This window comes from Coprococcus ammoniilyticus (genome assembly GCF_025567345.1).
GTDB classification, from domain to species: Bacteria; Bacillota; Clostridia; order Lachnospirales; family Lachnospiraceae; genus Coprococcus; species Coprococcus ammoniilyticus.
Window position 1 is genome coordinate 37798 of sequence record NZ_JAOQJS010000002.1, and the last position, 26957, is coordinate 64754.

Below are 26957 nucleotides of genomic sequence, written 5' to 3' on the forward strand. Positions count from 1 at the left end.
AGGCAGAGATAATCGTATGAATATTATATATATGGGAACCCCTGAATTTGCAGTAAAGCCTTTGCAGGCAATCGTAGATGCAGGACACAAGGTTCTTGCATGTTTTACGCAGCCGGATAAACCGAAGGGAAGAGGAAAAACACTTCAGCCAACACCTGTTAAGGAAAAGGCACTTTCCCTTGATATACCAGTTTATCAGCCGGTAAAACTCAGGGAGGAAGAAAATGTTCAGATTATCCGGGACTATCAGCCGGATGCTATCGTTGTAGCAGCCTATGGACAGATCCTTCCGGAATCTATCTTAAATATTCCACAGTACGGATGCATCAATATCCATGCGTCACTGCTTCCAAAATACAGAGGAGCAGCTCCGATTGAGTGGACGATCATTAATGGTGAGACAGAATCCGGTGTTACTACGATGTATATGGCAAAGGGATTAGATACCGGAGATATGATCGAAAAGACGGTTGTTCCGATCGCAGATACCGATACCGGAGTTACGCTTCACGATAAACTTGCAGACGCAGGTGCAGAGCTGATCCTGTCTACACTTTCAAAGCTTGAAAACCATACAGCTATACGGACACCACAGGATGATTCGTTAAGCTGTTACGCATCCATGCTGAAGAAAGAAATGGGAGAGCTTGATTTTACAAAAGATGCAGCTTCTCTGGAACGACTGATCCGTGGGTTACAGCCATGGCCGGTTGCTTATACGAAGATGAATCAGAAGACTGTACGGATCTATGAGGCTTCCGTTTGTGAACAACCGGAGGAGGCATTGGAGGATGGAACACAGATCGTTCCGGGAATGATCGTTCGTGTGACGAAGAAAAACTTTACGGTTGCATGTGGAAATGGAGCATTAATGATAAGAAAGCTTCAGCCGGAAGGCAAGAAGCCGATGGATTGTGCAGCATTTCTTGCAGGAAATAAACTTAAGACAGGTCAGATGATATATGAGTAAAACTTCAAGAGAGATCGTTCTGGATATTCTGCTTGATATTGACCGTAATGATCGATTTGCAGGGGATGCTCTAGGTGGAGCACTCCGGGCAAATCAGTTTATGAATAAAAAAGAACGTGCTTACATCAGCCGGTTGACGGAGGGTGTAACAGAGCAGAAGATCAGATTGGATTATATTCTTAATCAATTTTCAAAAACAAAAATTAAAAAAAGTAAGCCGGTCATCCGCTGTATTTTACGGATGGCAGCATATGAGATTTTTTATATGGATGCAGTACCGGATGAAGCTGCCTGTAATGAATATGTGAACCTGACAGGAAAAAGAGGGTTCCGGACATTAAAAGGGTATGTAAATGGCGTGCTCCGGAGTGTATGCAGGAACAAAGCGGCAATTACTTATCCTTCCATGGAGGATGGTGTAGAATCATATCTGTCTGTGAAATATTCAGTTCCGGAGGAGCTGGTGGGATTTCTGTTAAAGGAATACAGTACAGACCAGTTAGAGCAGATTCTACAGGCAGGCGAGCAGGAGCGTGGCACAACGATCCGTGTAAATACGATGCAGACGACAACGGAGAAATTTCGGAATATTCTGATCGAAAAAGGCATAAAAGTAGAAAAAGGATATTATAATCAGACGTCCCTGATTATTTCAGGATATGATTATATCCGTACGGTTCCGGGGTTCCATGAAGGCCTGTTTACGGTTCAGGATGAGAGCTCCAGCCTGCAGGTGCTTGCAGCAGGGATCAGATCGGGTGATGTGATCCTTGATGTCTGTGCAGCTCCCGGCGGAAAGACCATGTATGCGGCAGAACAGACCGGAGAACGGGGACATGTATATGCGCGTGATATCTCAGAAGAAAAGGTTGATAAGATCGATGAGAATTTGGAACGGTTAGAGCTTCATAACGTATCAACAAAGGTATGGGATGCAGCGGTTCCGGATCCGGATATGATTGAGAAAGCAGATGTTGTTCTTGCAGATCTTCCCTGTTCCGGACTTGGTGTTATGGCGAGAAAAAATGATATTAAATATCATGTAACAGAGGATATGGTAAGGGAACTTGCAGCAATACAAAAGACGATTCTGGATGTCTGTGCCGTCTATGTAAAACCGGGAGGGACACTGATCTATTCAACCTGTACGATCGACCGGATCGAGAATGAAGAAAACGTGACAGCATTTTTAAAGGCACATGAAGAGTACGAACTGGAAAGTCTTTCTGACTATATGCCGGAATGTTTAAAAAAACGTGCAGAAAAAGGGTATATCACTTTGCTGCAGGGAGTGGATCACTGCGATGGATTTTTTATTTCAAGATTGCGCAGACGGAAATAGCAGATAAGAAAATTGATGCCGGAGAGCAGAGCACTTTTCCGGTTATTCTATGGTTCAGGAAGAGAAAGATATGTTTACAGAGATAGAAGATATAAAAAAACTGGATATCCGCTCCATGATGTTTGATGAACTGGCAGTCTGGGTAAAGGCAGTCGGACAGCCGGCATTCCGTGCAAAACAGATATTTGAATGGGTGCATGAAAAAGGAATTGCAGATGCGGAAGAAATGACAAATGTTCCAAAGAAACTGATCGAGGAGATTAAAAAGCAGGGCATGCATGGTGTAGAAGAGGTGACCAGACTGGTATCGAAACAGGATGGAACCAATAAATTTCTATTCCGTTTACAGGATGGAAATGTATTGGAAAGTGTGCTGATGCGGTATAAGCATGGAAACTCCGTCTGTATTTCTTCTCAGGTCGGATGCCGTATGGGATGCCGGTTCTGCGCCTCTACAATAGGCGGTCTGATTCGGAATCTGGAAGCATCAGAGATGCTTGATCAGATCTATGCGATCGAACGGATCACAGGAGAACGCGTGTCAAATATTGTTGTAATGGGAACCGGAGAGCCTCTGGATAATTATGATAATCTGATTCGTTTCATCCGGATCATCAATGACGAGCGGGGCAAAAATATCAGCCAGAGAAATATTACGGTTTCAAGCTGCGGACTGGTTCCACAAATAAAAAAACTGGCAGATGAGGAACTTTCTATTACATTTGCTTTGTCTCTTCATAGTCCGACCGATGAAGACAGAAGAAAGCTGTTGCCGATTGCAAATAAGTATTCGATCGCAGAACTGATGGAAGTATGCAGGTATTATTTTGAAAAAACAGGCAGAAGGGTAACCTTTGAATATTCATTGGTGAAGGATGAAAATGATACACCGGAGCATGCATATAAGCTGGCGGAGCTTCTAAAAAATATGCACGGACATGTGAATCTGATTCCGGTAAATCCGATCAAAGAGCGTGAGTATTGTCGTTCACTCGGTGATTCTGTTGAAAAATTCAAATATATACTTGAAAAGAAAGATATAAATGTTACAATAAGAAGAAGTATGGGCAGAGATATTGATGCTGCCTGTGGACAGCTTCGAAGAAAATATGAAGAGGCAAAAGAGACTTTTTAGACGGGAGGCATCAGATGAGATCGGATGGTAGAACAGACATCGGTAAGAAACGAGCCCAGAATCAGGACAGCATTTTCTTTTGTGATGAGCCAGTTGGACCACTGCCAAATCTGTACATAGTAGCAGACGGTATGGGGGGTCATAAAGCTGGTGATGTTGCATCAAGGACTGCGATTGAATGTGTAACAGAATATATAAAAGAAAGCACGTTGAACAATTCGGTATCCGTTCTAAAAAGAGCGATTGTTTATGCAAATGATAAGATATACAGAATGGCAAGGGAGAACGAAGATCTGAAAGGGATGGGAACGACCCTTGTGGCGGCTGTATGTGAGGAAGATGCCCTGTATGTTGCAAACATCGGGGACAGCCGGCTGTATTTTATAGATAATGATATCAGACAGGTAACTCTGGATCATTCCCTTGTGGAGGAATTGATACGATCCGGACAGTTAGACAGAAATAAAGGTAGAAATCACCCCGAAAAAAATATAATAACCAGAGCACTGGGAATATCAGATAAGGTCATGATCGATTTCTTTGAGTTAGATATGAAGGAAAATGACAGGATTTTGTTATGTTCAGATGGCTTGACCAATATGATCGAGGATGATGAGATAAAAGAAATCGTGATGGAAGACAGCGGGGATATTACAGCAGCGGTTGAAAAATTGATTGACAGAGCGAACTATTACGGAGGAAAAGATAATATCTCCGTTGTGGTTGCTGTAAAATAGTGAGAGGTGTAAACATGTTAAATCCAGGAATGATACTCAGTAATCGTTATGAGATAATAGAATTGATCGGTACGGGCGGAATGTCTGAGGTTTATAAGGCAAAATGCCATGTGCTGAACCGATATGTAGCAATAAAAGTTTTAAAGCCGGAATTCAGTTCCGATGTGAATTTTGTAACAAAATTCAGGATCGAGGCGCAGTCAGCAGCCGGATTATCCCATCCGAATATCGTAAATGTATATGATGTCGGGGAGGACAATGGCATTTACTATATCGTAATGGAACTGGTAGAAGGAATTACCTTAAAGGAATATATTCAGGAAAAGGGAAGACTGAAATCAGATGAGGCAATTAATATTGCGATCCAGATCGCACAGGGACTGGAAGTAGCCCATCAGAATCATACGATCCACAGAGATATAAAGCCACAGAATATTATTGTGTCAAAAAATGGCGGAATCAAGGTTACAGATTTTGGTATTGCAAGAGCAGCTTCTTCCAACACTATGACAGCAAATGCCATGGGAAGTGTTCATTATATTTCCCCGGAGCAGGCAAGAGGCGGCTTCAGTGATGAAAGAAGTGATATTTATTCGCTTGGTATCACTATGTATGAAATGGTAACCGGACATGTGCCATTTGAGGGAGAGAATAATGTTGCGGTTGCATTGATGCATATACAGGGTGAGATGATCTCCCCTAGAGAATATTATCCGGACATACCGACGAGTCTGGAAAAGATTATTTTGAAATGTACACAGAAGAAGGCAGAGCGCAGATATCTGACAGCAAGTGCTTTGATCGCAGATCTGAAGCGCGTGCAGGCAAATCCGGATATTGACTGTGTTGTTGTGCCTCCAATCGTGCCAAGTTCGCCAACGGTTGAAATGACCTCGGATGAAATGAAAGCAATCAAAGAAGGAAGGCAGATGAATGAGCCGGTGTTGGATGAGGAAGATCTGGAACCGGAAGAGCATCCGGAAGACACACCGATCATACCACCTTCCAAATTTGATAATCTGTTTGATGATGACGACGATGAGGAGGATAACGAGGAAGAACTCAGACAGCCGGAAGATGATGACGATGCAGAACTGGATGAGCTGGATCCAAAACTGAAAAAGATCATTATGATATCAAGTATTGCAGTTGTAGTTATCATTGCAATCCTTGTTGCATTATTGATTTCTAAGATTGCCGGTTTCAAGCTATTCTCCGGAAAGAAGGATACGACAGATACACCGACGACTACGGAAGCAACAGAAAGTACTGACGATACAGATGAGAACAGTGATGCCAGTACAGATGATGTTACTACAAGTGAACAGGCAACGATTCCAATGGTCAATGTAGTAGGTCTGTATAAAACAGCAGCAGAAGAAGAACTGAAAAAAGCAGGATTCACAAACTATACATTTGAAACAAAGAAGGACAATGACGTTCAGGAGGGCTATGTAATCAGTCAGAGCGTAGACGAAGGAACGGCGGTCTCAGCAGATGAGGAGATTGTTGTAACGGTTTCAGAAGGCAAGGAAGATAAAGAAGTTCCGAATGTCAGAGGATATTCCGATGACCAGGCAACAACCTTGCTTACAGAAGCAGGCTTTACGGTTACCCATGGTTATGAATATGACGATACAGTAGAGAAAAATTATGTAATCAGTCAGTCGCCGGAAGCAAAGACAATGCAGCCGGAGGGTTCTACTGTTAAGATCATTGTCAGCAATGGTAAAGAGGTACAGGATGTACCGGTGCCAAATCTGGTAGGTAAGACAGAGAAGGAAGCAGAATCTCTGCTGAGTGATGCAGGACTGGTTGGAAATCCAAGCCATGCAAACAGTAATGATGTAAAAGCAGGAAAGGTGATCAGCCAGGAAATTGATGCAGACAGTAAGGTAGAAGAAGGTTCAACGATCAATTATGTGATCAGTGACGGACCGGAAACAGTTTCCTATACAGTTAAATTTACAGGTGCTATCACAAATGCAGGATATGATTTTGAGGCAGCAGGTAATGTATCAGTGACCGTATCTTATACGATCGGAGATGCAACTTATAAGATATATTCCGGAGCAGCCGGAGAGGAGTCCTTCCCACTGGATATCGGCGGAGCAGATTCCATCAGCGGTTTATCAGAGGATTCCGGTACATTTACGGTTATGATCACAGATTCAGAAGGACAGGATGTAACATCAAGCTTTAACACCAGTGGTTTATCAGCATCCTTTACAAAGGAATAGGTGCAGGTATGACAGGTAAGATCATAAAAGGCATTGGTGGTTTCTACTATGTTGTCTGTGAAAACGGCATCACATATGAATGTAAAGCAAAGGGTGTCTTCCGGAATCGGAAGATTAAACCTTTGGTAGGCGATAATGTTGAGATAGAGATATTAGATGAAGAGAAGAATCTGGGCAATATTGAAGATATATTGCCCAGATTTAACTGGTTAAACAGACCTGCAGTTGCAAACGTAGATCAGACTGTAATTATTTTTGCAGTGTCTGCACCAGCACCTAACTTCAATCTGCTTGACCGCTTTCTGATCAATATGGAGCAGCATGAGGTTCCTACAGTGATCTGCTTTAATAAAGTGGATCTGGAGGGCTTTCGTCAGAGTGAAGATATATGCAGATCTTATACAAAGAGTGGCTATGAGGTATTGTTTATCAGTGCCGAAAGCGGCTATGGGATTGATGTGTTAGAAGCAGTTATAAAAGGGAAAACAACGGTATTTGCAGGACCTTCAGGTGTAGGCAAGTCATCGACACTGAATTCATTATTTCCGGATGCCAATGTGCAGACGGGAGGTTTAAGTGAAAAGATCCAGCGTGGAAAACATACAACGAGACATTCAGAGCTGATGTTTGTAGATGATGATACTTATATTATGGATACACCGGGTTTCAGTTCGTTATATACAGAAGGAATCGAAGCAGAAGATCTGAAGCTGTATTTTCCTGAGATTGCAGCATATACAGGAACCTGTAAATTTAACATGTGTAATCACATCAGTGAACCGGGATGCCTGGTAAAGAAAGCTGTCAGCGATGGCAGAATCAGTAAGATGCGGTATGATGATTATGTTATGATATACAATGAATTAAAGGAAAAGAGGAAATGGTAATGTTAAAGCTGTCCCCATCAGTATTGTCTGCGGATTTTGGACATCTGGCAGAAGATATACAGATCATAGATCAGGCAGGAAGTGAATATATTCATCTGGATGTTATGGATGGGTCCTTTGTGCCGAATATTTCATTTGGAGCACCGGTTATCAAGAGTGTTCGTCCGGTATCTGATAAGGTGTTTGATGTTCATCTTATGATTGATGAACCGGTGCGTTTCTTACAGGATTATAAGAATTGTGGAGCAGATATCGTAACAGTACATGCAGAAGCCTGCAAGCACCTTCACAGAACCATCGCAGCCATAAAAGAGCTGGGAATGAAAGCCGGAGTTGCATTAAATCCTGCAACACCATTATCGGTACTTGATTATGTATTAGAGGATGTAGATATGATTCTGATCATGTCAGTAAATCCGGGCTTTGGAGGGCAGAAGTTTATTCCATCTTCCCTTCGGAAGATTACAGAGACCAGAGCACTGTTAAACAGCCGTGGACTTCAGACAGATATTCAGGTAGACGGCGGTGTCACTCTTTCTAATGTGGCTGAGATCATTCAGGCAGGTGCAAATGTATTAGTTGCCGGATCTGCAGTATTCAAGGGAGATAAGGTTGAGAATGTAAAAGCCTTCCATAAGATTTTTTCAGAAATACAATAGAAAGTAATAAAAAGGCAGAAAGCAGATCTGCTGTCTGCCGGAACAGGTAACAGGATATATGAATCGATATTTAGTTGTTACAGGAGGAACCGTTTCAAAAAAAGTGCTTGAAACGGTTCTTTCCGATTATGATTTTCAAAAAATAATAGCATGTGATAAAGGACTTGAAATCTGTCAGGAATGTGACATACTTCCGGATCTGGTTATTGGAGATTTTGATTCGGCAAAGACAGATATTGTAGCATCATATCGGGAAAAGACAGAATTTCTGGATCTGGATACACATAAGGATTTTACAGATACCCATGTTGCGATTTCTTATATACTGGAGCAGGAGATCAGACCGGATGAAGTAATTCTGGTTGGAGCAACCGGAACCCGTATGGATCATACTCTTGCCAATATTGGCTTATTAAAGCAGTTTGCAGAGTTCGGAATATCGGCATATCTGATCGACGAGCATAACAGGATCACGATGACAGCACACCAACATATCGTGAAGCGTACCGATGCATACAGATATGTGTCACTGCTTCCATATACGGAACAGGTGACCGGTGTAACACTTCAGGGTTTTTATTATAATGCACAGGGGCTTACATTGAAGCTTGGAGAAAGCATCGGCGTCAGCAATGAGCTGATTGCAGAGTGCGGTCTAATCGAATTTGAATCCGGATTATTAATTGTAATTGAAAGCCGTGATTGAGATAGAGTCATTATGTATATCTGTCTAAACGATATACAAGATCAAATAATAATAAAATGCAGTATTAAAGAATAAAAGGAAATAAAAAAGATACTCTGAAAGCAAAGGACCAGTGTAATCCCGTGATCAGAGTATCTTTTTATAATGCTTATTATCAGAATAATCTTTATTTTTTCTTAGAGTCTTTTTTCTGTTTTACTTTTTCAATCTTTGTCTTCTTGATCTCTTTTAATTTAGGCTCTTTTTTTGTCTGCTGTTCGTTTTTATCTGCCTTAGCTGTGTTCAGATCCACAGATTTCGGAGCAGAAGATTTATTTGCATCTGATTGCGAGATCTTATGTTCCAGCTCTGGCAGGCTCGCCTTATACTTTTCGGTGATCGGATCAGAGTACAGAGACATGTAGTAGCAGTAGAGTGCTTTATATTCTTCGGAGGTCTTATATCCATTTGTGTAGATATGACCGTGCATTTCGTCAAAGGAATCTGTAGTTAATTTCTTTGCAATATGAAGTCCGATATTAGAACAGTGACTTCCGATACGATCCAGACTGGTCAGGATATCTACAAGAGCAAAACCACCGTCGATATCGCAGTCTCCGGTCTGTAAACGGATAACATGGTGATCTTTGATGATCTCTTTTACCTCTGTGATTGACTGAGCAAGCGGCTCGATACGGGAGACAGCCGTTAAATCATCGTTTTTGAATGCCATAAAGGTTGTATCAATGATATTGGCTGTAGCCTGTAAGAGCGTATTGATCTCCATGGTTCCCTGTGTGGAGAAGGAGATTTTTTCATCGGTGATCTTTCTGCCGACGATCAGAAGATTTTCACAGTGGTCACCGATTCGTTCCAGGTCACTGACACTGTTTAATAATTCAGATGCCAGCTTTCGTTCGGATGAATGCAGCCGCTTGGAGGTAATCTTTAACAGATATTCGTTTAACGCACTTTCACATTTATCAATGAACATCTCATTTTCAAGAAGTTTTCCAGCAGTTTCTTCATTATATTCCGATAATAACTGACTTCCGAGTTCGAAGTTTTCCTTGATGGAGTCTGTCATGGAGAACATTACCTTCTGCGCCTGGGTAAGAGCAATGTTTGGTGTATCAAGAAGCATTGGATCGAGAGATGCAAGCTCTTTGTCAATTTTGGATTCTTTATCGTCGCCGATGATCTTACCGGTCAGATCTGCGATCTTATTTGCGAATGGAAGCAGCAGGATCGCAATGATAAAGTTAAACATAAAATGTAGGTTTGCAATTACACCACGGTTGATGATCTTATCTATGAATGGGAAGGTGATAAACAACTGAAGGCCATAGATCACAACAACGAAGAAAATCGCACCGATAATATTAAATAACAGATAGGACATGGCAACACGTTTTGCCTTTTTGTTTGCACCGATACTGCCGAGCAGGATGGCGAAACATTTTCCTATATTAATACCGATAATAATAGGAATTGAAGAACCATAGGAAACAACTCCTGTTGAGGATAATGCCTGAAGGATACCGACTGAAGCAGAGGAGCTCTGGATGATCGCTGTTAAGACAAGACCAATCAGGATACCAAGGAGTGGATTACTGAAAGAAATGAACAGATTCTGGAATGCTTCAGATTCTTTTAAAGGAGCGAACACAGCTTCCATTGTATTCATACCAAGGAATAAGATACCAAGACCGACTAAGATACCGGCGATATCTTTATGTTTTTTCTTATGGGCAAACAGAATGATAAAAGCACCAATACCGATCAGAACGGGTGCAAAAGAAGAAGGTTTTAATAATTTAAGAATAAACATATCTTCGCCAAGATCACCAAGACGTAAAATCTGTGCGGTTGCGGTACTACCGACATTGGCACCAAATACAACAGGGATCGCCTGACCAAGCTTCATGATACCGGCATTTACAAAACCGATCAGCATGATCGTAGTTGCTGCAGAACTCTGAATGATCGCTGTTACACCGGTACCAAGACCAAAGCCCTTAATCGCGCCGGTTGCCTGACTCTTACCGGTCGTCAGTTTTTCAAGTATCCGTTCCAGACTTCCTCCTGCCAGATTCTTCAGGGAATCGCCCATCATGTTCATTCCAAACAGGAACAGTCCTACGCCTCCAAGTAAAGTCAGTATTGAAAAAAAGTCCACTTCCATATCCTCCTGTGAATAAAAATTACCTTCTGAATAAATGTTAAAATCATGTAATGACCATGTAAAATAAAATTTACATGCTTGGATATTATAACATAGATAGTATTCTTGTTCTATATTTTTTATTAGGATGCTTACAAATTTGTAATAATATAATAGAAATAAAAAAGAAATATAGAAAAATTATATAAAAAGAGACTTGACACGAAGAAGCGGATAGTGAGAACATAAAGCAGTAAAAAATGATCGGAACCCGGGTGGGTTTGAAGGAGTCTTTGATATGAGCAGAAGCAAAAGAAAATATTTATTTCAGAATGATCAAAATACATTAAACGGGGCACTGCTGGCTGGAAATAATTCAATGGCAGAGATGCTGCTCTGGTCATTGGTCCTGCTGCCGCCGGTGATCGGAGTATATGGAGCCGGTGTGTGTGTTATCAATATTGGTCTGTTTGTCGGTACAACATTTGCCTGGTTGTTTCTGGTAAAGCGGCTCCGTTCTTATCGGGATCTTCCCCAGAAGACAATCGGAAGTATGTGGGAATTTTTATATGACAGATACCGGTCGGTTATATTAAAGGACAGCTTTCTTGTTGTATGGCTGCTGATCCTTCTGTCTATGACTGCAGCATTGCTGGAATATGGGAGTAAGGTGATCAGCAAGACGGTTGGCATGGAATATCACTGGGTTGCCGTAGGAATCGTGGTGAGCTTAAGCATTTATATGTGTATACTCGGAAATAAAGTAAGAAGTGTAATAAGGAGTATCTTCTATATAATATTGCTGTTTGTATTCTTTGTGCTGGTCATCAGTTTGTTTATGGTAAATAAACCATCGGAGCTTCTCGATATTTATGGAAAGCTGCATATGAAGGGCGGAACTAGTGTATATCTGAATATTCTGTATTATAACGGCACACAGACCGGTGTTACATATATTATATCCATGGTCGGTATGGGACTTGGCTGTCTTGGACTTCCATTTTTATTTAATGGAGCATTTGAAGCAAAGGACAGTCATGAGCTGGATCGTGGACGGGTGTTGTCAATCCTGTATACAGGCGTGATGATTGTTGTGATCAGTGTCTGGTCATTGTTAAATGCAGTATGTATCTATCCGTTAAAGGTGACGCTTGATTCTGGAATTGACGAACTGCTCCGGACTTATATTGCAGCCTTATGTCATAAGCTGGAAGTTCCGACAGAGATCCGATATGTTATACTTGGAGTTTTGGTTATTACGCTGTTGTGTCTGACCGAGCGTATATTTGCAATGAGTATGGAAGTAGCTCGGGGACTTCTGCCAAAAATGAAATGGATCAGGAATGAAAAACAGCAGAATGTGGCAGATATAGGCCTGCTGGTTATTCTTTCAGGCGCATTACTGGTGATCGTCGGTATATGGAAGCCGGAGTATCAGAAACTGATCACGGTTTCATGGGAGTATGCATCTGCAATGGCAGCTCCATGTATATTGGCAGTTGTCTGGCGAGCAGCAAGCAGACCGGGAATTTTTGCAGGACTGTTTACAGGGCTTGCGGTTTGTTCTGTCTGGTATTTTGTACCGATGATAGAAGGAAATACACTGGCGGTATCAACAGAACTGAGTGCGGGAACTGCGTCCTTTGTATTTGCTTTGGCGGTAACGATCATTGTCAGTATGTTTACGCATAAGAAAAATGAAGCGGAAAAGAAATTGTTTGACCAGATAAAGCTGGATCAGAGATAGAAAATGGAGATGCATGATGCTGTTCAAGATCATATGTGTTGGAAAGATAAAAGAAGAATATTATAGCAGTCAGATACAGGAACTCTGTAAACAGATCAACAAAAAGAACCGGGTAGAGATCATTCAGAGTGAGGATGAGAAAATACCGAAGAATGCATCCGATGCTGTAAAGCAGAAGATCATTGAAACAGAAAGCAGAAACAGTCTTGCAAGTATCGGCAAAAATGATTTTGTGATCGCTCTTTGCATAGAAGGTAAAAAATATACAACCGAACAATTTGCGGCAATCATACGTCAGGCAGAAGAGCGGGAATATGAAGCAGTATCCTTTCTGATCGGTGGTTCTCTGGGAACTTCAAACGAACTTATCAGACGTGCAGATGTGAAAATGAGTTTTTCGGATATGACATTCCCGCATCAGTTGATGCGTGTCATGTTGCTTGACCAGATCCGTATTATTTGTGATAAGTAATGTTGTTATTGATGGTATAGGCACGATAGAGCTGTTCCGTAAAGGCAATCAGGCAGATCTCGTTAGATAATGTCATACTGGAAACAGAAAAGATCTGATCGGATAAAATCGGCAGATCATCCGGAGAAAATCCAATAAAATAACTGATTTTTGAATATCCGCCCAGGGCATAGTCAGAGATCATTCGGGCAAAGGCTTCGGAAGAGATCGTGTGCTTGCCTGTCTGGTCAGGGGTGATCAGGATATTGATATCGCTGCCTGCAAAGGCAGCTTTTTTTTTGCCTGCACAGCAGACTGTAGCTTTACAGAAAGGTGACAGCCGCTTGATATATTCATGAACAGCCGCTTTTATATTTGGTGCCAGATTTTTTTCTTTTATATAGATCGTATAATTCATGCCAAAACTCCGAAATTTAATAAAAAAGATGCATTTATGATTGATTATTATAATACAATCGCACCGTCAATTACAATAGAATCGCATTTTTTCGGGTAAACTACTGGACAAAGAGGTGAAACTACTATATATTATCAACTTGATCATTACAAATTGAAGATAAACGTGGAGATAACAAGATGAAGAAGATAATAGCACTTGATATTGATGGTACATTGACTAATTCGAAAAAAGAGATCACAAAGCCTACACTGGATAAGATCATGGAGATCCAGAAAAAAGGACATGTTGTGGCAATTGCATCCGGACGGCCGCTGCCTGGAATCCGGAAGATTGCGGATGAACTGGAACTGAATCAGTATGGTGGATATGTGCTGGCATTCAATGGCGGACGTATCGTGAATTACAAAACAGGTGAGATCGCATATCAGGCATGTGTAGATAATGAGATCGCAAGAAAAATATATGATTACTGTGTTGAGAAAAAGATTGGGATGGTGACTTATAAGGATGACGTCGTTGTAACAGGAACCCCGGTTGATGATTATATGAGTCTTGAGGCAAGGATCAATCGTATGGAGATCGTACAGGTGGAGGATTTTCGTTCCTTTATTGACTTCCCGATCAATAAGTGCCTGCTGACAGCAGAACCGGATGTTGCAGAACAGGTGGAGCAGGAGCTGGTAGCCCTGTATGGAGATTCGGTTACTGTTTTCCGTTCCGAGCCTTTCTTTGTTGAGATCATGCCAAAGGGTGTGCATAAGGCAACATCCCTTGAAAAGCTTCTGGAATATCTGCACATGGATGTAAAGAATCTGGTTGCCTGCGGAGATGGATATAACGATCTGACGATGATCGAATATGCGGGTGTCGGTGTGGCGATGGCAAATGCACAGGAGATCGTAAAGGAACATGCAGATTATGTAACACTCTCAAATGACGAAGATGGTCTGGTTCCGGTTATTGACAAATTTATCCTGGGCGAATAAAGAAGACAGTCCGGCGTAAATGTTATATTTTTATGAACAGGTTGAATTTGAATATTATTTGTAGTAGAATACACCTTGTTTGTTCGTGAAAAATTGACATTTTGTACGAAAAATAGTTCTGTTGAGATGAAACATATACACAAACGTATAGGAGAATGAATAATGAGCGATAATATTTTTAGCGATGAAGATTTCGACGATTATGATGATATGGAAGATACAGCAGCAAAGCGGGCACAGAAAAAATCTGCTGAGCGCAGATCTTCCGGAAAAAAGAAGAAAAAGAGTAAAAACAAACCATGGATCATTGCACTTATAGCAGAAATACTGGTGATCATTCTTGGAGGTGTCCTTTTTGTAAATGCTTATATCAATTCAGCATTTAATAAAATGAATTTTGAAGAGTTAAAAGACGTTAAGGTGAATGATGACCTTGCAGAAGAAACCGTAAAGAAGATGACCGGTTATACAACGATCGCATTATTCGGTGTAGATAGCCGTGATATTGATATGGTAGAAAGCGGAGCACGATCCGATGCAATCATCATTGTAAGCATTAACAATGATACACAGGAGGTTAAGATGTCTTCTGTATATCGTGACACATATTTGGAGCTTGCAAATGATTCCAAGAGCTATGAGAAGGCCACACATGCTTATGCTTATGGCGGAGCTTCAGAGGCGATCAATACATTGAACAAGAACCTTGACCTGAATATTACAGCTTATGTAACTGTAAACTTCAAGGCATTGACAGAAGCAATCGATGCACTTGGCGGTCTTGATATCGAATTGAAGTCCAGCGAGCTTGACAAGCTGAATCAGTGTATCGATGAACAGCAGAGAGTCAATGGCATCCCGTCTACGTATGTATATGATACAGGTGTTGTACATCTCGATGGTGTTCAGGCTACCGCATATGCAAGAATCCGAAGTACAGACCAGGGTGATATCACCAGAGCATGGAGACAGAGAAAGGTTATCAGCCTTATGATCGAAAAGGCAAAGAGTGCCGGAATCTCCAAGTTAAATGACTGTCTGAATGTAGTTGTAGATGATATCAGCTCCAGCCTTACAAAGAAAGAGATTATGGATCTTGCAACGAACTGCTTCAATTACAAACTGGAATCCTCAACCGGTTTTCCATTTACATGGTCAACACCAACACTTGGAAGTAAGGGAAGTCTGGTTGTAGCAGGAGATCTGGAGAACAATGTAGTTGTTCTTCACAGATATCTGTTTAACGATTATGATTATGTTCCATCCCAGACAGTTAAAAATATCAGTGCAAATATTATCAACGATACAGGATATTATAACCAGATCGATCTGGATACGTTTACAGTAGAAGATGATCCGGATTCAATCGTTAATAAATAGTATATAGAAACATATCAGAAACGAAAGAACATCATGAAACCAGTCAGATTTTGTGGTGTTCTTTTTGTTATGGAGAACAGATCCGGAGCTACGATAATTTGAATAAAATCTTTCCAACTTCCTGTTTGAAATATAGTTATATTGTGCTATACTAGGATAGAAAAATTTTGAGAAAACATAAGAGGTTACAATTATGGAAATGAACAGAGTGTTATTGAAACTTAGTGGAGAAGCACTTGCCGGAGAAAAAAAGCATGGCTTTGATGAAAAGACTGTATATGATGTTGCCGGACAGGTGAAGAAGATCCTGGATAAAGGAATCCAGCTTTGTGTAGTAATCGGTGGTGGTAATTTCTGGCGTGGCAGAACCTCAGAAAATATGGATCGTGTAAAAGCAGATTCAATCGGCATGCTTGCAACTGTTATGAACTGTATCTATACCGCAGATGCTTTTCGTGTATTTGGAATCAAATCACATATCATGACACCATTTGCATGTGGAACAATGACAGAGCTGTTCAACCGTGATAAAGCTGTAGAATATATGGAGCAGGGAGAAGTTGTTTTCTTTGCCGGAGGAATCGGACATCCGTATTTCTCAACAGATATGGCAACTGTTCTTATGGCGGTTGAAGTAAAGGCAGATGTAGTCTTATCTGCAAAAGCAATTGACGGCGTATATGACAGTGACCCTAAGACAAATCCAAATGCAAAGAAATATGACAGCATGCAGATGAAAGACATTGTTGATAATAAGCTTGGAGTTATCGATCTTGCATCTGCAGTTCTTGCAATGGAAAACAAAATGCCGATGATGTTATTCGGCTTAAATGGTGAAGACAGTATTGTAAAGGCCGTTACCGGTGGCTTTACAGGAACATATGTGAACGTATAAATAAACAGGAGGAACAAAGATATGTTGACACAGTACGAAGAGAAAATGACGAAGACAGTTGAAAACCTGGAAGGGGAATATGCTACGATCCGTGCAGGACGTGCCAACCCTAACATTTTAAATAAGATCAAGGTAGAATATTATGGTGTACCGACACCGATGCAGCAGCTTGCAAATATCACTGTACCGGAAGCAAGAACGCTGATGATTGCACCATGGGAGCCATCACTGGTAAAGGCGATCGAGAAGGCGATCCTGAATTCAGATCTTGGGCTGACACCAAACAATGACGGTAAGAACATCATCCTGAATTTCCCTGAACTGACAGAGGAAAGAAGAAAAGAGATCGTTAAGGATATTAAGAAAAAAGGTGAGAATGCAAAAGTTGCTATCCGTAATGTCAGAAGAGATGCAAACGATGCAATCAAGAAGATGGAGAAAGCCGGAGATATCTCAGAGGATGAATTAAAGACAAACGAGGATAAGATCCAGAAGATGACAGACAAGTATGTTGGTCTGATTGATAAGGCTATTGAGAAGAAATCAACAGAGATCTTAACTGTTTAATTTGGAGTAATTATGAATAAAGAAATAAATGGAGAAATGATCAATATTCCTGAGCATGTTGCGATCATCATGGATGGAAACGGAAGATGGGCGAAGAAACGACTGATGCCAAGAACCTATGGACATTCAGAGGGCGCAAAGGCAATCGAGCGAACATGCGAGAATGCAGATGAACTTGGTATTAAATACCTGACTGTATACGCATTTTCTACCGAGAACTGGAAACGTTCAGTAGAGGAAGTATCTACGATCATGAATATTTTCCGCAAGTATCTGGTTGACAGCATCGAGCGATCCAATCGGAATAACATGCGCGTAAGGATCATCGGTAAGCGCGAGGACCTTCCGGAGGATATCGTGGAGAAGATGGATAATCTGGAGAAAGCTACAGCAAATAATACAGGACTTCAGTTTTCTGTAGCGATTAACTATGGCGGACGGGATGAGATTACAAGAGCGGTCAGACAGATTGCATCCGACTGTATGGCTGGAAAGCTATCACCGGATGCGGTTACAGAGGATACAGTCAGTTCCTACCTCGATACAAAGGAACTGACGGATCCGGATCTGTTGATTCGTACCAGCGGAGAGCTTCGGACATCGAATTTTCTTCCATGGCAGATCGCATATTCGGAATTTTATTTTACGGATGTGTTATGGCCGGACTTTGATATGGACGAGCTGGTCAATGCATGCCGGTATTACAGTCATAGAGACCGTCGGTATGGCGGGGTAAAATAAAGAGGAAATAATATGTTTAAACAACGGGCAATCAGTGCAGTGATCCTGGTGATCATTGCAGCAATCACACTTTATTTTGGCGGAGCACTTACATGTCTGGTAATGTGTGCGGTTTCGCTGATCGGTGTGATGGAGTTACTTCGTATATATGGGCTGAACAAGAAGGGACTTGGATATGCAGCTTACGGTGCAACGGTTTTTTATTATGCATTGTTGTATTTTGACCTGCATCAGTTTATATTACCGTTGATCGCGGTCTATATGCTGGTCATCCTTGCAATCTATGTGCTCACATATCCGAATTACAAAGATAAAGAGATCATGGCGGCGTTTTTTGCATTTGTATATGTAGGTGTAATGTTGTCGTATGTGTATCTCATACGAGATATGAAACATGGACTGATTCTTGTTCTGCTGATCTTTGTCAGCTCCTGGGGTAATGATACCTGTGCCTATCTGGTCGGACGCGCGATCGGTAAGCACAAGATGTCACCGATCTTAAGTCCGAAGAAGAGTATCGAGGGTCTGATCGGCGGAATCGTTGGAGCAGGAATATTAGGTGTTGTATTTGGTTTGATTTATAATCATTTCATGCAGGTTGCACATTCTGTATGGATATTTGCATTGATCGGAGCTGTATGTGCTCTGCCTGCAGTTATCGGGGATCTGGCGGCTTCTGCAATCAAGAGAAATAATGATATCAAAGATTATGGCAAGCTGATACCGGGACATGGCGGAATCCTTGACCGGTTTGACAGTATTATATTTACAGCACCAATTATGTATTATCTTATATTATATTTGTTGTAATCAGAAAAAGCAGTGTGGGAGAGCGTACAGATGAACTGTGCTCATAATTACGCTGCTTTTCCTTTATGTCGCATTGGAAATAGTGCAGACAGATAAAAAATGTTAGATACAGATGTTTGAAATGGGTAAAGGAGAACAAATATGAAACATGTAGCTATCATTGGATCCACAGGATCTATAGGGACACAGACACTTGAGATCGCAAGATGGAATCAGGATATAAAAATCTGTGCTTTATCAGCAGGAAGAAACATAGACTTATTAGAGAAGCAGGCGAGAGAGTTCCGACCGGAGATCGTTGGTCTGTGGGATGAGAAGCTGGCAGATGAATTAAAAGATCGTCTGAAGGATATGGATATCCGTGTCGTATCAGGCATGGATGGGCTGATCGAGATTGCAGAATACAAGACATCGGATATATTAGTTACCGCTATTGTAGGAATGATCGGTATCCGCCCGACTGTGGCAGCGATTAAAGCGGGAAAAGACATTGCCCTTGCAAATAAAGAAACTCTGGTTACAGCGGGACATATCATTATGCCGCTTGCAAAGGAAAAAGGAGTATCGATCCTTCCGGTTGACAGTGAACATTCGGCAATCTTCCAGTCATTGCAGGGAAATACACATGATTCCATTGAAAAAATTCTGTTGACAGCATCCGGTGGACCATTTCGTGGCAAGAGCAGAGAGTTTTTAAAGCATGTGAAATTAGAGGACGCATTAAAGCATCCAAACTGGAGCATGGGAAGAAAGATCACCATTGATTCAGCAACGATGGTAAATAAAGGGTTGGAAGTTATTGAAGCAAAATGGTTATTTGATGTAGCACCGGAAAATATTCAGGTTGTGATCCAGCCGCAGAGTATCATTCATTCTATGGTAGAATATAAAGATGGAGCAGTGATCGCACAGCTCGGTACACCGGATATGAAGCTGCCGATCCAGTATGCGCTGTTCTATCCGGAACGAAGATACATGCCGGGAGATCGTCTTGACTTTACGAAGCTTTCATCGATTGTGATCGAGACACCGGATATGGATACCTTTCTTGGGTTACGATATGCATATGAGGCAATCGGGATCGGTGGTTCGATGCCTACAGTATTCAATGCGGCAAATGAATATGCAGTAAAGCAGTTCTTAGACAGAAAAATCGATTTTCTTGATATCTATGATATCATCCGTGCATCCATGGATCATCATAAATTGATTGAAAATCCTGATATAGATGAGATTCTTGCAACCGAGCAGGAAGTATATGAATTTATTGAAAGTGGGTGTTAGTTTTTGAATATCATATTGATCATACTTGTTTTTGGTGTCATCATTTTCTTTCATGAGCTGGGACATTTTATCGTAGCAAAGATCAATCATATCACAGTAAAAGAGTTTTCGATGGGATTCGGACCGAAGCTGTTTCAGTTTCATAAGAAAGAAACACAGTATACGCTGCGGCTGATTCCACTTGGCGGCTATTGTATGATGCTCAGCGAAGATGATGAAGAAAACGAAAATGATGAGAATTCCTTTGAGAAGAAATCCATCTGGGCAAGAATGGCGGTTGTACTTGCAGGACCTGCCATGAACTTTGTGATCGCATTTTTATTTTCCATGGTGATCATTCATTTCTGTGGAAGTGATCCTGCGATCATAGGAGCAGTATACAATAAAGATAATATTGAAAAATACCAGATCGAAAATGCAGAGGAATATTTTAATGGTGTATATCCGGCGGAAGAAGCCGGGATATCAGATGGCGATCAGGTATTAAAGATTGAGGGAAGTACAGTTAAAAATTTCCGTGAGTTACAGATCTATCTTCAGATCTATGGAGATGGTTCACCGATCGATCTGACACTTGAGAAAGAAGACGGAACGGTCTATGATACGACGGTACATCCGGCAAAGACACCGGATGGCTATAAGATCGGAATAATGAGTGTCGGTTATCAGCTCCCGAAGAACTTCGGAGAGCTTTGTAAATATTCTGCTTATGAGACCAGATACTGGGTAAAAGCAACCTTCTTAAGCCTGAAGCTGATCGTTACCCGTCAGGTAAGTTCGGATGAAGTATCCGGTCCGGTCGGAGTAGCGAAGAACATGAACGATACCTTCAATGAGGCAGCAAAGAGCAGTGTGCTCGATCTGTTCTTAAACTGGATGAATTATATCGTACTGCTGTCGGCAAACCTTGGCGTTATGAACCTACTGCCGATACCGGGCTTGGATGGAGGACGATTTATCTTCCTGTTAATTGAAGCAGTAACGAGAAAGAAGGTTCCGAAGGATAAGGAGAATATCGTGACGCTGATCGGATTTGTTCTGGTTATGCTGTTGATGGTTGTGATATTATTTAACGATATCAAGAATGTATTCTTTCATTAGATGAACAGGAGTTAATATGTATAGAGATCATACAAAAGTTATAAAGATAGGAGACCGGGTGATCGGTGGTGGAAATCCGATCCTGATCCAGTCGATGACAAATACAAAAACCAGTGATATAGATGCTACAGTTGCACAGATCTTAAAACTTGAAAAGGCAGGCTGTGATATCATCAGAAGCACCGTAAATGATGATGCGGCAGCGGCAGCGATCCCTGCGATCAAGAAACAGATCCATATTCCGCTGGTTGCAGACATTCATTTTGATTACCGTCTGGCGATCGCAGCGGCTGAGGCGGGAGCAGATAAGATTCGTATCAATCCGGGTAATATCGGTGGTAAGGATAAGCTGGCACAGGTAGTAGCGGTATGTAAGGAACGGAATATACCGATCCGTGTTGGTGTAAACAGCGGTTCCCTTGAAAAAGAATTAGTTGAAAAATACCACGGCGTGACAGCAGAAGGAATCGTTGAGAGTGCATTGGATAAGGTTCATATGATCGAAGACTGCGGATATGACAATATGGTCATCAGTATTAAATCTTCCGATGTTATGATGTGTGTAAAAGCACATGAGCTGATTGCAGATCAGACGAATTATCCGCTGCATGTGGGTATCACGGAATCCGGTACGGTTATGAGCGGTAATATCAAATCCTCTGTAGGACTTGGTATTATCCTGCATGAGGGAATCGGAGATACGATCCGTGTATCTTTAACAGGGGATCCGGTCAATGAGATCATGACAGCAAAGATGATCTTAAAGACGCTTGGACTCCGTACAGGTGGAATCGAACTTGTGTCCTGTCCAACATGTGGAAGAACGGAGATTGATCTGATCGGACTGGCAGAACAGGTAGAAAAGCTGGTTGCCGATTATGATCATCTGAATATCAAGGTTGCTGTTATGGGCTGTGTTGTAAACGGACCGGGCGAAGCCAAGGAAGCAGATCTTGGAATTGCGGGCGGAAAAGGCTGCGGTATCTTGATCAAAAAAGGCCAGATCATAAAGAAGATCGACGAGAAAGATATATTATCAACATTAAAGTACGAGTTAGATAACTGGAGTGAATAGAACGTGCCGGTAGAAGCAAAATTATTTTTTGAAGTATTTCCTGAACTGAATATGGATAAAGAGCTGTCTTCCCTGTTTGAGGATACGATGATCGAAAAGGTGGTAATGAAGCAGGCAGAACGCCAGCTTATTATCAGCCTGCTGTCGAAGCACCTGATCAGCCGTCCGAAGATTGTACAGGTGGAAGATATCATTTGCGGACATTTATTTCGTGGACGTGGTTATAAGGTCATTATTGATGACCGTTATGAGCTGTCTTCCCAGTACAATACCAGAACCTTAACAGAGGTATATAAGGACAGTATCTTGTATGATGTCGAGAAGATCAGTCATGTTGGATATCGTTTATTAAAGCGGGCAGAATGGTATTATTCAGATGATATTATCACGCTTGCGATGGAAGACAGTAAGCTTTCAAAGAGCCATTCGATCGGGATCAAAAAGTATCTGGAGGAGACCTATAAGAAACGGTTCGGTATGGATATCAAAGTCGGTTTTGATTATACGGAATCTGATAAAGAGATGCTCCGCCGTGCAAATGAACAGAAGATGAAGCTTGAGATTGAGGCAATCTTAAGTAATGTACATGAGGATGCGGATTTGACCTTGGATGGTAAATCAGTAGATAAAAAGAAGCTGGTCGGAGAAGGCAAGAAGGATGCTCCGGCTGAAAAGAAAGCACCTGCACAGGACGAAAAGCCGAAGGAGACATTTGCCGCCAGAAGGAAGAAATATACCTCGAATGATCCGGATGTATTCTATGGCAGAGACTGCGAAGGGGAACTGGTAAAGATTTCTACATTAGTAGATGGTATCGGTGAAGTCTGTATTCATGGCCAGTTGATCAAGATGGAAGAAAAGGTTCTCCGAAATGGTAAGACTTTATTCATCTGCAATATTACGGATTTTGAAGATACGATCGCATTTAAGATATTTGCATCAGAGGATGATGTGCCGGTTTATAAGGATGAGTTAAAAGAAGGAAGCTTCTATCGGTTAAAGGGTGTGCCGTTATACGATACTTTTTCCAAGGAGTTAAATATTGCATCTGTGCGTGGTATCAAGCATATACCGGATTTCCGTGTGCCAAGAGTTGACACATCGCTTGAAAAACGTGTGGAATTACATATGCATACGGTTATGAGCGAGATGGACAGTGTTGTTGATATCGAGAAGATCGTGAAACGTGCAAATGACTGGGGACACCCGGCGATTGCAATCACGGATCACGGCGTTGCACAGGCATTCCCGATTGCAGCACATGCAAAGGGTATGAAGGATGGCTTTAAACTGATCTTTGGCTGTGAGGGATATTTTGTCGATGACCTGAAGAATCTGGTTATCAATCCCAAAGGACAGGATTTGAATACAGAATATATCGTATTCGATATCGAGACGACCGGTCTTAGTCAGAAGAAGAATAAGATCATAGAAATCGGAGCTGTAAAGGTAAAAGATGGAGAGGAGATTGATCGTTTCTCGGAATTTATCAATCCGGAAGAACCGATCCCTTATAGTATAGAGCAGTTGACTTCCATTACAGATGAGATGGTTATGCATGCACCGACCGTCGACGTGATCCTGCCGAAGTTTTTGGAATTCTGTGGTGATGATATCGTTGTTGCACATAATGCAGCATTTGATACCGGATTCATCAAGAAAAATGCCAAAGATCTTGGAATGAAATTCGATAATACGATCATGGATACCATGACACTCAGCCATGTGTTATTGCCGGAGCTTGGTAAGTTTACACTGGATCGTGTCTGTAAGGCGTTAAATGTAAAAAATGAACATCATCACCGTGCTGTTGATGATGCAAATGCAACCGCAAAAATTTTCGTAAAATTATATGAGATGTTAGTGGAACGTGGCGTAAAGACGGTGGAGGATGTAAATGAATTAGGTTCTGAATCGGATGATACGATCAAAAAAGGCAGAACATATCATGGCATCATTCTGGCAAAAAATGAGATCGGCCGTGTGAATCTGTATCGTCTGATTTCTGAAGCGCATGTCAGATACTTCAACCGCAGACCGCGTATGCCTATGAGCATGATCAATAAATATAGAGAAGGACTGATCTTAGGTTCTGCCTGTGAAGCAGGTGAGCTGTTCCGTGCGGTCGTAGATGATGCACCGGATGAAGAAATTGCAAGACTTGTTAATTTCTTTGATTATCTGGAGATACAGCCGATCGGAAATAACGAGTTTATGACCAGAAAGAAGGAGAATCCTTGTACGATCGAGGATCTTCAGAATTATAATAAGCGTATCGTGGAGCTTGGACGATTATTTAATAAGCCGGTTGTTGCAACCTGTGATGTCCATTTCCTTGATCCGGAAGACAGTATCTATCGTGCGATCATCATGAAAAGTAAAGGTTTTGAGGATGCAGTTAATCAGCCTCCGCTTTATTTCAGAACGACGGAAGAAATGTTGGCGGAATTCGAATATCTGGGAAGTGAGAAAGCCAGAGAGGTTGTTATCACGAATACAAATCTGATCGCGGATATGGTGGAATATATGGACCCGGTTCGACCGGATAAAGCACCGCCTATCATCGAGAATTCCGATGAGACACTTACGAATATCTGTTATGAAAAGGCTCATAAGATCTATGGACCGGATCTGCCGGAGGTCGTTGTAGAACGACTGGAACGTGAGTTACATTCCATTATATCAAATGGATTTGCCGTTATGTATATCATTGCACAGAAGCTTGTGTGGGATTCCAACGATCATGGCTATCTGGTTGGTTCCAGAGGATCTGTAGGTTCTTCCTTTGTAGCAACGATGGCAGGTATCACAGAGGTAAATCCGTTGTCGGCACATTATATTTGTCCGGAGTGTCATTTTGTTGATTTTGATTCCGAGCTTGTAAAATCATATTCCGGTATGTCGGGATGTGATATGCCGGATCGTGATTGCCCTCGATGCGGTCATCCACTGATCAAAGAGGGACACGATATCCCATTTGAAACCTTCCTTGGATTCAAAGGAGATAAGGAGCCGGATATCGACCTGAACTTCTCCGGTGAATATCAGTCATGTGCACATGCTTACACAGAAGTGTTATTCGGTAAGGGTAAGGCATTCCGTGCAGGAACTGTAACAACGGTAGCAGATAAGACAGCGTATGGTTATGTATATAATTACTTCAAAGATCTTGCAAAGGATGAAGCGAGAGCAGAAGCTACGGCAATGGGAGATCTGACCCAGAAGGAGATCGAGAAATATGTCGATGAAAAGGCTATCGTCACGAAACGAAGCTGTGAGATGGAACGTCTGGCAATCGGATGTACCGGCGTTAAGCGTTCGACCGGACAGCATCCGGGTGGTATGATCGTTCTTCCAAGGCATGAGGAGATCTATTCCTTCACACCGATCCAGAAGCCGGCAAATGATATGACGACGGATGTCGTAACATCTCATTTCGAGTACCATTCGATCGATCATAACCTGTTGAAGCTTGATATTCTCGGTCATGATGATCCTACGATGATCCGAAGACTGGAGGATCTGACCGGTCTTGATGCAACCACGATCCGGTTAGATGATCCTGATGTTATGGCGTTGTTCCATGGAACAGAAAGTCTTCATATTACACCGGAGGATATCAATGGCATTCCGCTTGGCAGTCTGGGTGTGCCGGAGTTCGGTACGGATTTCGCCATGCAGATGTTAATTGATGCAAATCCACAGAACTTCTCGGATCTGGTGCGAATCGCAGGTCTGGCGCATGGTACGGATGTATGGCTTGGAAATGCACAGGAGCTGATCAAATCCGGTCAGTGTACGATCTCGACCGCAATCTGTTGTCGAGATGATATCATGGTATATCTGATCCATATGGGCCTGGAATCCGGTACAGCGTTTCAGATCATGGAGAATGTCCGAAAAGGTAACGTAGCTAAAGGCAAATGTGCAAAATGGGAAGAATGGAAAGAGGATATGAAGGCACATGGTGTACCGGACTGGTATATCTGGTCGTGCCAGAAGATCAAGTACATGTTCCCGAAAGCCCATGCGGCGGCTTACGTTATGATGGCGTGGAGAATTGCATATTTTAAGGTGAATTATCCGCTTCAGTATTATGCAGCGTTTTTCAGTATTCGTGCATCAGCCTTCAGTTATGAGATGATGTGCTTTGGAAAAGAAAAGGTACTGTATCATATCAATATGATACAGAGTATTGATAAGAATAAACGAACTGCAAAGGATGAAGATAAGTTAAAGGATCTGAAGCTGGTTCTTGAGATGTATGCGAGAGGTTTTGAGTTCATGCCGATCGATATCTATGTGGCGGATGATATCCGTTTTCAGGTAATAGACGGTAAGATCATGCCGTCACTGGCTTCCATTGAAGGAATGGGAGAGAAGGCTGCAAAGCAGTTGAAGGATGCAGCCGGCAAAGGCAGGTTTATCTCAAAGGAAGATCTGCAGGCTCATTCTAAGATTGGAAAGAGTGCGATCGACAAGCTGTCAGAGCTTGGCATCTTAGACGGTATGCCGGATACCAACCAGCTTACCTTTGACTTTGTATAGACGGGCAGACCCGCTGCATAGATCTTCCTTAAATCATTTGTTACGCAGAACGTTTGCACTCTGTTTCTTACGTAGTGGTACTAAACTCGCTCCGTATAAAGGAGCTCGTTAAGGACCAACGTAAGAAAAGGT

22 protein-coding genes are annotated in these 26957 nt (G+C 41.8%); 20 read left to right on the forward strand and 2 right to left on the reverse strand.

Annotated elements, in window-relative coordinates; genetic code table 11:
- The first annotated feature begins 16 nt into the window (after window positions 1-16).
- The 8 genes from fmt to OCV60_RS02700 all read left to right on the forward strand — a co-directional run bounded on the left by fmt (window position 17) and on the right by OCV60_RS02700 (window position 8676).
- Window positions 17-970, forward strand: a complete 954-nt coding sequence (gene fmt, locus OCV60_RS02665; RefSeq protein ID WP_117784979.1) for a methionyl-tRNA formyltransferase — start codon at window positions 17-19, stop codon at window positions 968-970.
- A complete protein-coding gene (gene rsmB / locus OCV60_RS02670; protein ID WP_262529243.1) occupies window positions 963-2312 on the forward strand; it encodes a 16S rRNA (cytosine(967)-C(5))-methyltransferase RsmB in 1350 nt (449 codons plus the stop codon). The genes fmt and rsmB overlap by 8 nt, the downstream gene beginning before the upstream one ends.
- 70 nt (window positions 2313-2382) lie before the next feature.
- Window positions 2383-3447, forward strand: coding sequence for a dual-specificity RNA methyltransferase RlmN (gene rlmN / locus OCV60_RS02675; protein ID WP_021943241.1), 1065 nt, complete (start codon window positions 2383-2385; stop codon window positions 3445-3447).
- 14 nt (window positions 3448-3461) lie between these two features.
- Window positions 3462-4184 (forward strand): Stp1/IreP family PP2C-type Ser/Thr phosphatase, encoded by a 723-nt coding sequence (locus tag OCV60_RS02680; protein WP_021943242.1) that lies wholly within the window; start codon window positions 3462-3464, stop codon window positions 4182-4184.
- Window positions 4185-4198: 14 nt separating this feature from the next.
- The gene (gene pknB / locus OCV60_RS02685; RefSeq protein WP_118483790.1) at window positions 4199-6424 is read left to right on the forward strand and encodes a Stk1 family PASTA domain-containing Ser/Thr kinase; all 2226 of its coding nucleotides are present in this window, start codon (window positions 4199-4201) and stop codon (window positions 6422-6424) included.
- 8 nt (window positions 6425-6432) lie between these two features.
- Window positions 6433-7311 carry a ribosome small subunit-dependent GTPase A gene (gene rsgA, locus OCV60_RS02690; protein WP_021943244.1) on the forward strand — a complete coding sequence of 293 codons (879 nt, stop codon included), beginning with the start codon at window positions 6433-6435 and terminating at the stop codon, window positions 7309-7311.
- On the forward strand, window positions 7311-7970 hold the full coding sequence (gene rpe, locus OCV60_RS02695; protein WP_117784975.1) for a ribulose-phosphate 3-epimerase: 660 nt from the start codon (window positions 7311-7313) through the stop codon (window positions 7968-7970). Before rsgA ends, rpe begins: the two co-directional genes overlap by 1 nt.
- 58 nt (window positions 7971-8028) lie before the next feature.
- Window positions 8029-8676 (forward strand): thiamine diphosphokinase, encoded by a 648-nt coding sequence (locus OCV60_RS02700; protein ID WP_117784974.1) that lies wholly within the window; start codon window positions 8029-8031, stop codon window positions 8674-8676.
- Window positions 8677-8842: 166 nt separating this feature from the next.
- On the opposite strand, the gene OCV60_RS02705 is transcribed toward OCV60_RS02700, so the two are convergent.
- The gene (locus OCV60_RS02705) at window positions 8843-10834 is read right to left on the reverse strand and encodes a Na/Pi cotransporter family protein (RefSeq protein ID WP_330659681.1); all 1992 of its coding nucleotides are present in this window, start codon (window positions 10832-10834) and stop codon (window positions 8843-8845) included.
- A gap of 283 nt (window positions 10835-11117) precedes the next feature.
- Between OCV60_RS02705 and OCV60_RS02710 the strand changes: the two genes are divergently transcribed.
- Window positions 11118-12566: an SLC5/6 family protein gene (locus tag OCV60_RS02710; RefSeq protein ID WP_262529245.1), complete on the forward strand. Its 1449-nt coding sequence runs from the start codon at window positions 11118-11120 to the stop codon at window positions 12564-12566.
- 16 nt (window positions 12567-12582) lie between these two features.
- The gene (locus tag OCV60_RS02715; protein ID WP_117784971.1) at window positions 12583-13038 is read left to right on the forward strand and encodes a 23S rRNA (pseudouridine(1915)-N(3))-methyltransferase RlmH; all 456 of its coding nucleotides are present in this window, start codon (window positions 12583-12585) and stop codon (window positions 13036-13038) included.
- Here the strand turns inward: OCV60_RS02715 and OCV60_RS02720 are convergent.
- Window positions 13022-13435, reverse strand: coding sequence for a 23S rRNA (pseudouridine(1915)-N(3))-methyltransferase RlmH (locus OCV60_RS02720; protein WP_117784970.1), 414 nt, complete (start codon window positions 13433-13435; stop codon window positions 13022-13024). The genes OCV60_RS02715 and OCV60_RS02720 overlap by 17 nt on opposite strands.
- A 179-nt stretch (window positions 13436-13614) precedes the next feature.
- On the opposite strand from OCV60_RS02720, the gene OCV60_RS02725 reads away from it, so the two are divergent.
- The 10 genes from OCV60_RS02725 (at window position 13615) to OCV60_RS02770 (ending at window position 26825) form a co-directional block, all read left to right on the forward strand.
- On the forward strand, window positions 13615-14424 hold the full coding sequence (locus OCV60_RS02725; protein ID WP_118675120.1) for a Cof-type HAD-IIB family hydrolase: 810 nt from the start codon (window positions 13615-13617) through the stop codon (window positions 14422-14424).
- Between the two features lie 162 nt (window positions 14425-14586).
- Window positions 14587-15804, forward strand: coding sequence for an LCP family protein (locus OCV60_RS02730; protein WP_117784968.1), 1218 nt, complete (start codon window positions 14587-14589; stop codon window positions 15802-15804).
- Window positions 15805-16003: 199 nt separating this feature from the next.
- Window positions 16004-16699 carry a UMP kinase gene (gene pyrH, locus OCV60_RS02735; RefSeq protein WP_117785014.1) on the forward strand — a complete coding sequence of 232 codons (696 nt, stop codon included), beginning with the start codon at window positions 16004-16006 and terminating at the stop codon, window positions 16697-16699.
- Between the two features lie 21 nt (window positions 16700-16720).
- Window positions 16721-17266, forward strand: a complete 546-nt coding sequence (gene frr / locus OCV60_RS02740) for a ribosome recycling factor (RefSeq protein WP_008401599.1) — start codon at window positions 16721-16723, stop codon at window positions 17264-17266.
- Between the two features lie 12 nt (window positions 17267-17278).
- A complete protein-coding gene (locus OCV60_RS02745; protein WP_118675122.1) occupies window positions 17279-18007 on the forward strand; it encodes an isoprenyl transferase in 729 nt (242 codons plus the stop codon).
- A 12-nt stretch (window positions 18008-18019) separates the two neighbouring features.
- Entirely contained in the window at window positions 18020-18817 is a 798-nt protein-coding gene (locus OCV60_RS02750; RefSeq protein WP_008401601.1) for a phosphatidate cytidylyltransferase, read from the forward strand.
- Between the two features lie 141 nt (window positions 18818-18958).
- Complete coding sequence (gene dxr / locus OCV60_RS02755; protein WP_118675124.1) at window positions 18959-20101, forward strand: 1-deoxy-D-xylulose-5-phosphate reductoisomerase; 1143 nt, start codon at window positions 18959-18961, stop codon at window positions 20099-20101.
- A gap of 3 nt (window positions 20102-20104) precedes the next feature.
- On the forward strand, window positions 20105-21202 hold the full coding sequence (locus tag OCV60_RS02760) for a M50 family metallopeptidase (protein ID WP_173788601.1): 1098 nt from the start codon (window positions 20105-20107) through the stop codon (window positions 21200-21202).
- A gap of 16 nt (window positions 21203-21218) precedes the next feature.
- Window positions 21219-22277 carry a flavodoxin-dependent (E)-4-hydroxy-3-methylbut-2-enyl-diphosphate synthase gene (gene ispG, locus OCV60_RS02765; RefSeq protein WP_008401604.1) on the forward strand — a complete coding sequence of 353 codons (1059 nt, stop codon included), beginning with the start codon at window positions 21219-21221 and terminating at the stop codon, window positions 22275-22277.
- Window positions 22278-22280: 3 nt separating this feature from the next.
- Entirely contained in the window at window positions 22281-26825 is a 4545-nt protein-coding gene (locus tag OCV60_RS02770; protein ID WP_262529249.1) for a PolC-type DNA polymerase III, read from the forward strand.
- The last annotated feature ends 132 nt before the right edge of the window (window positions 26826-26957 follow it).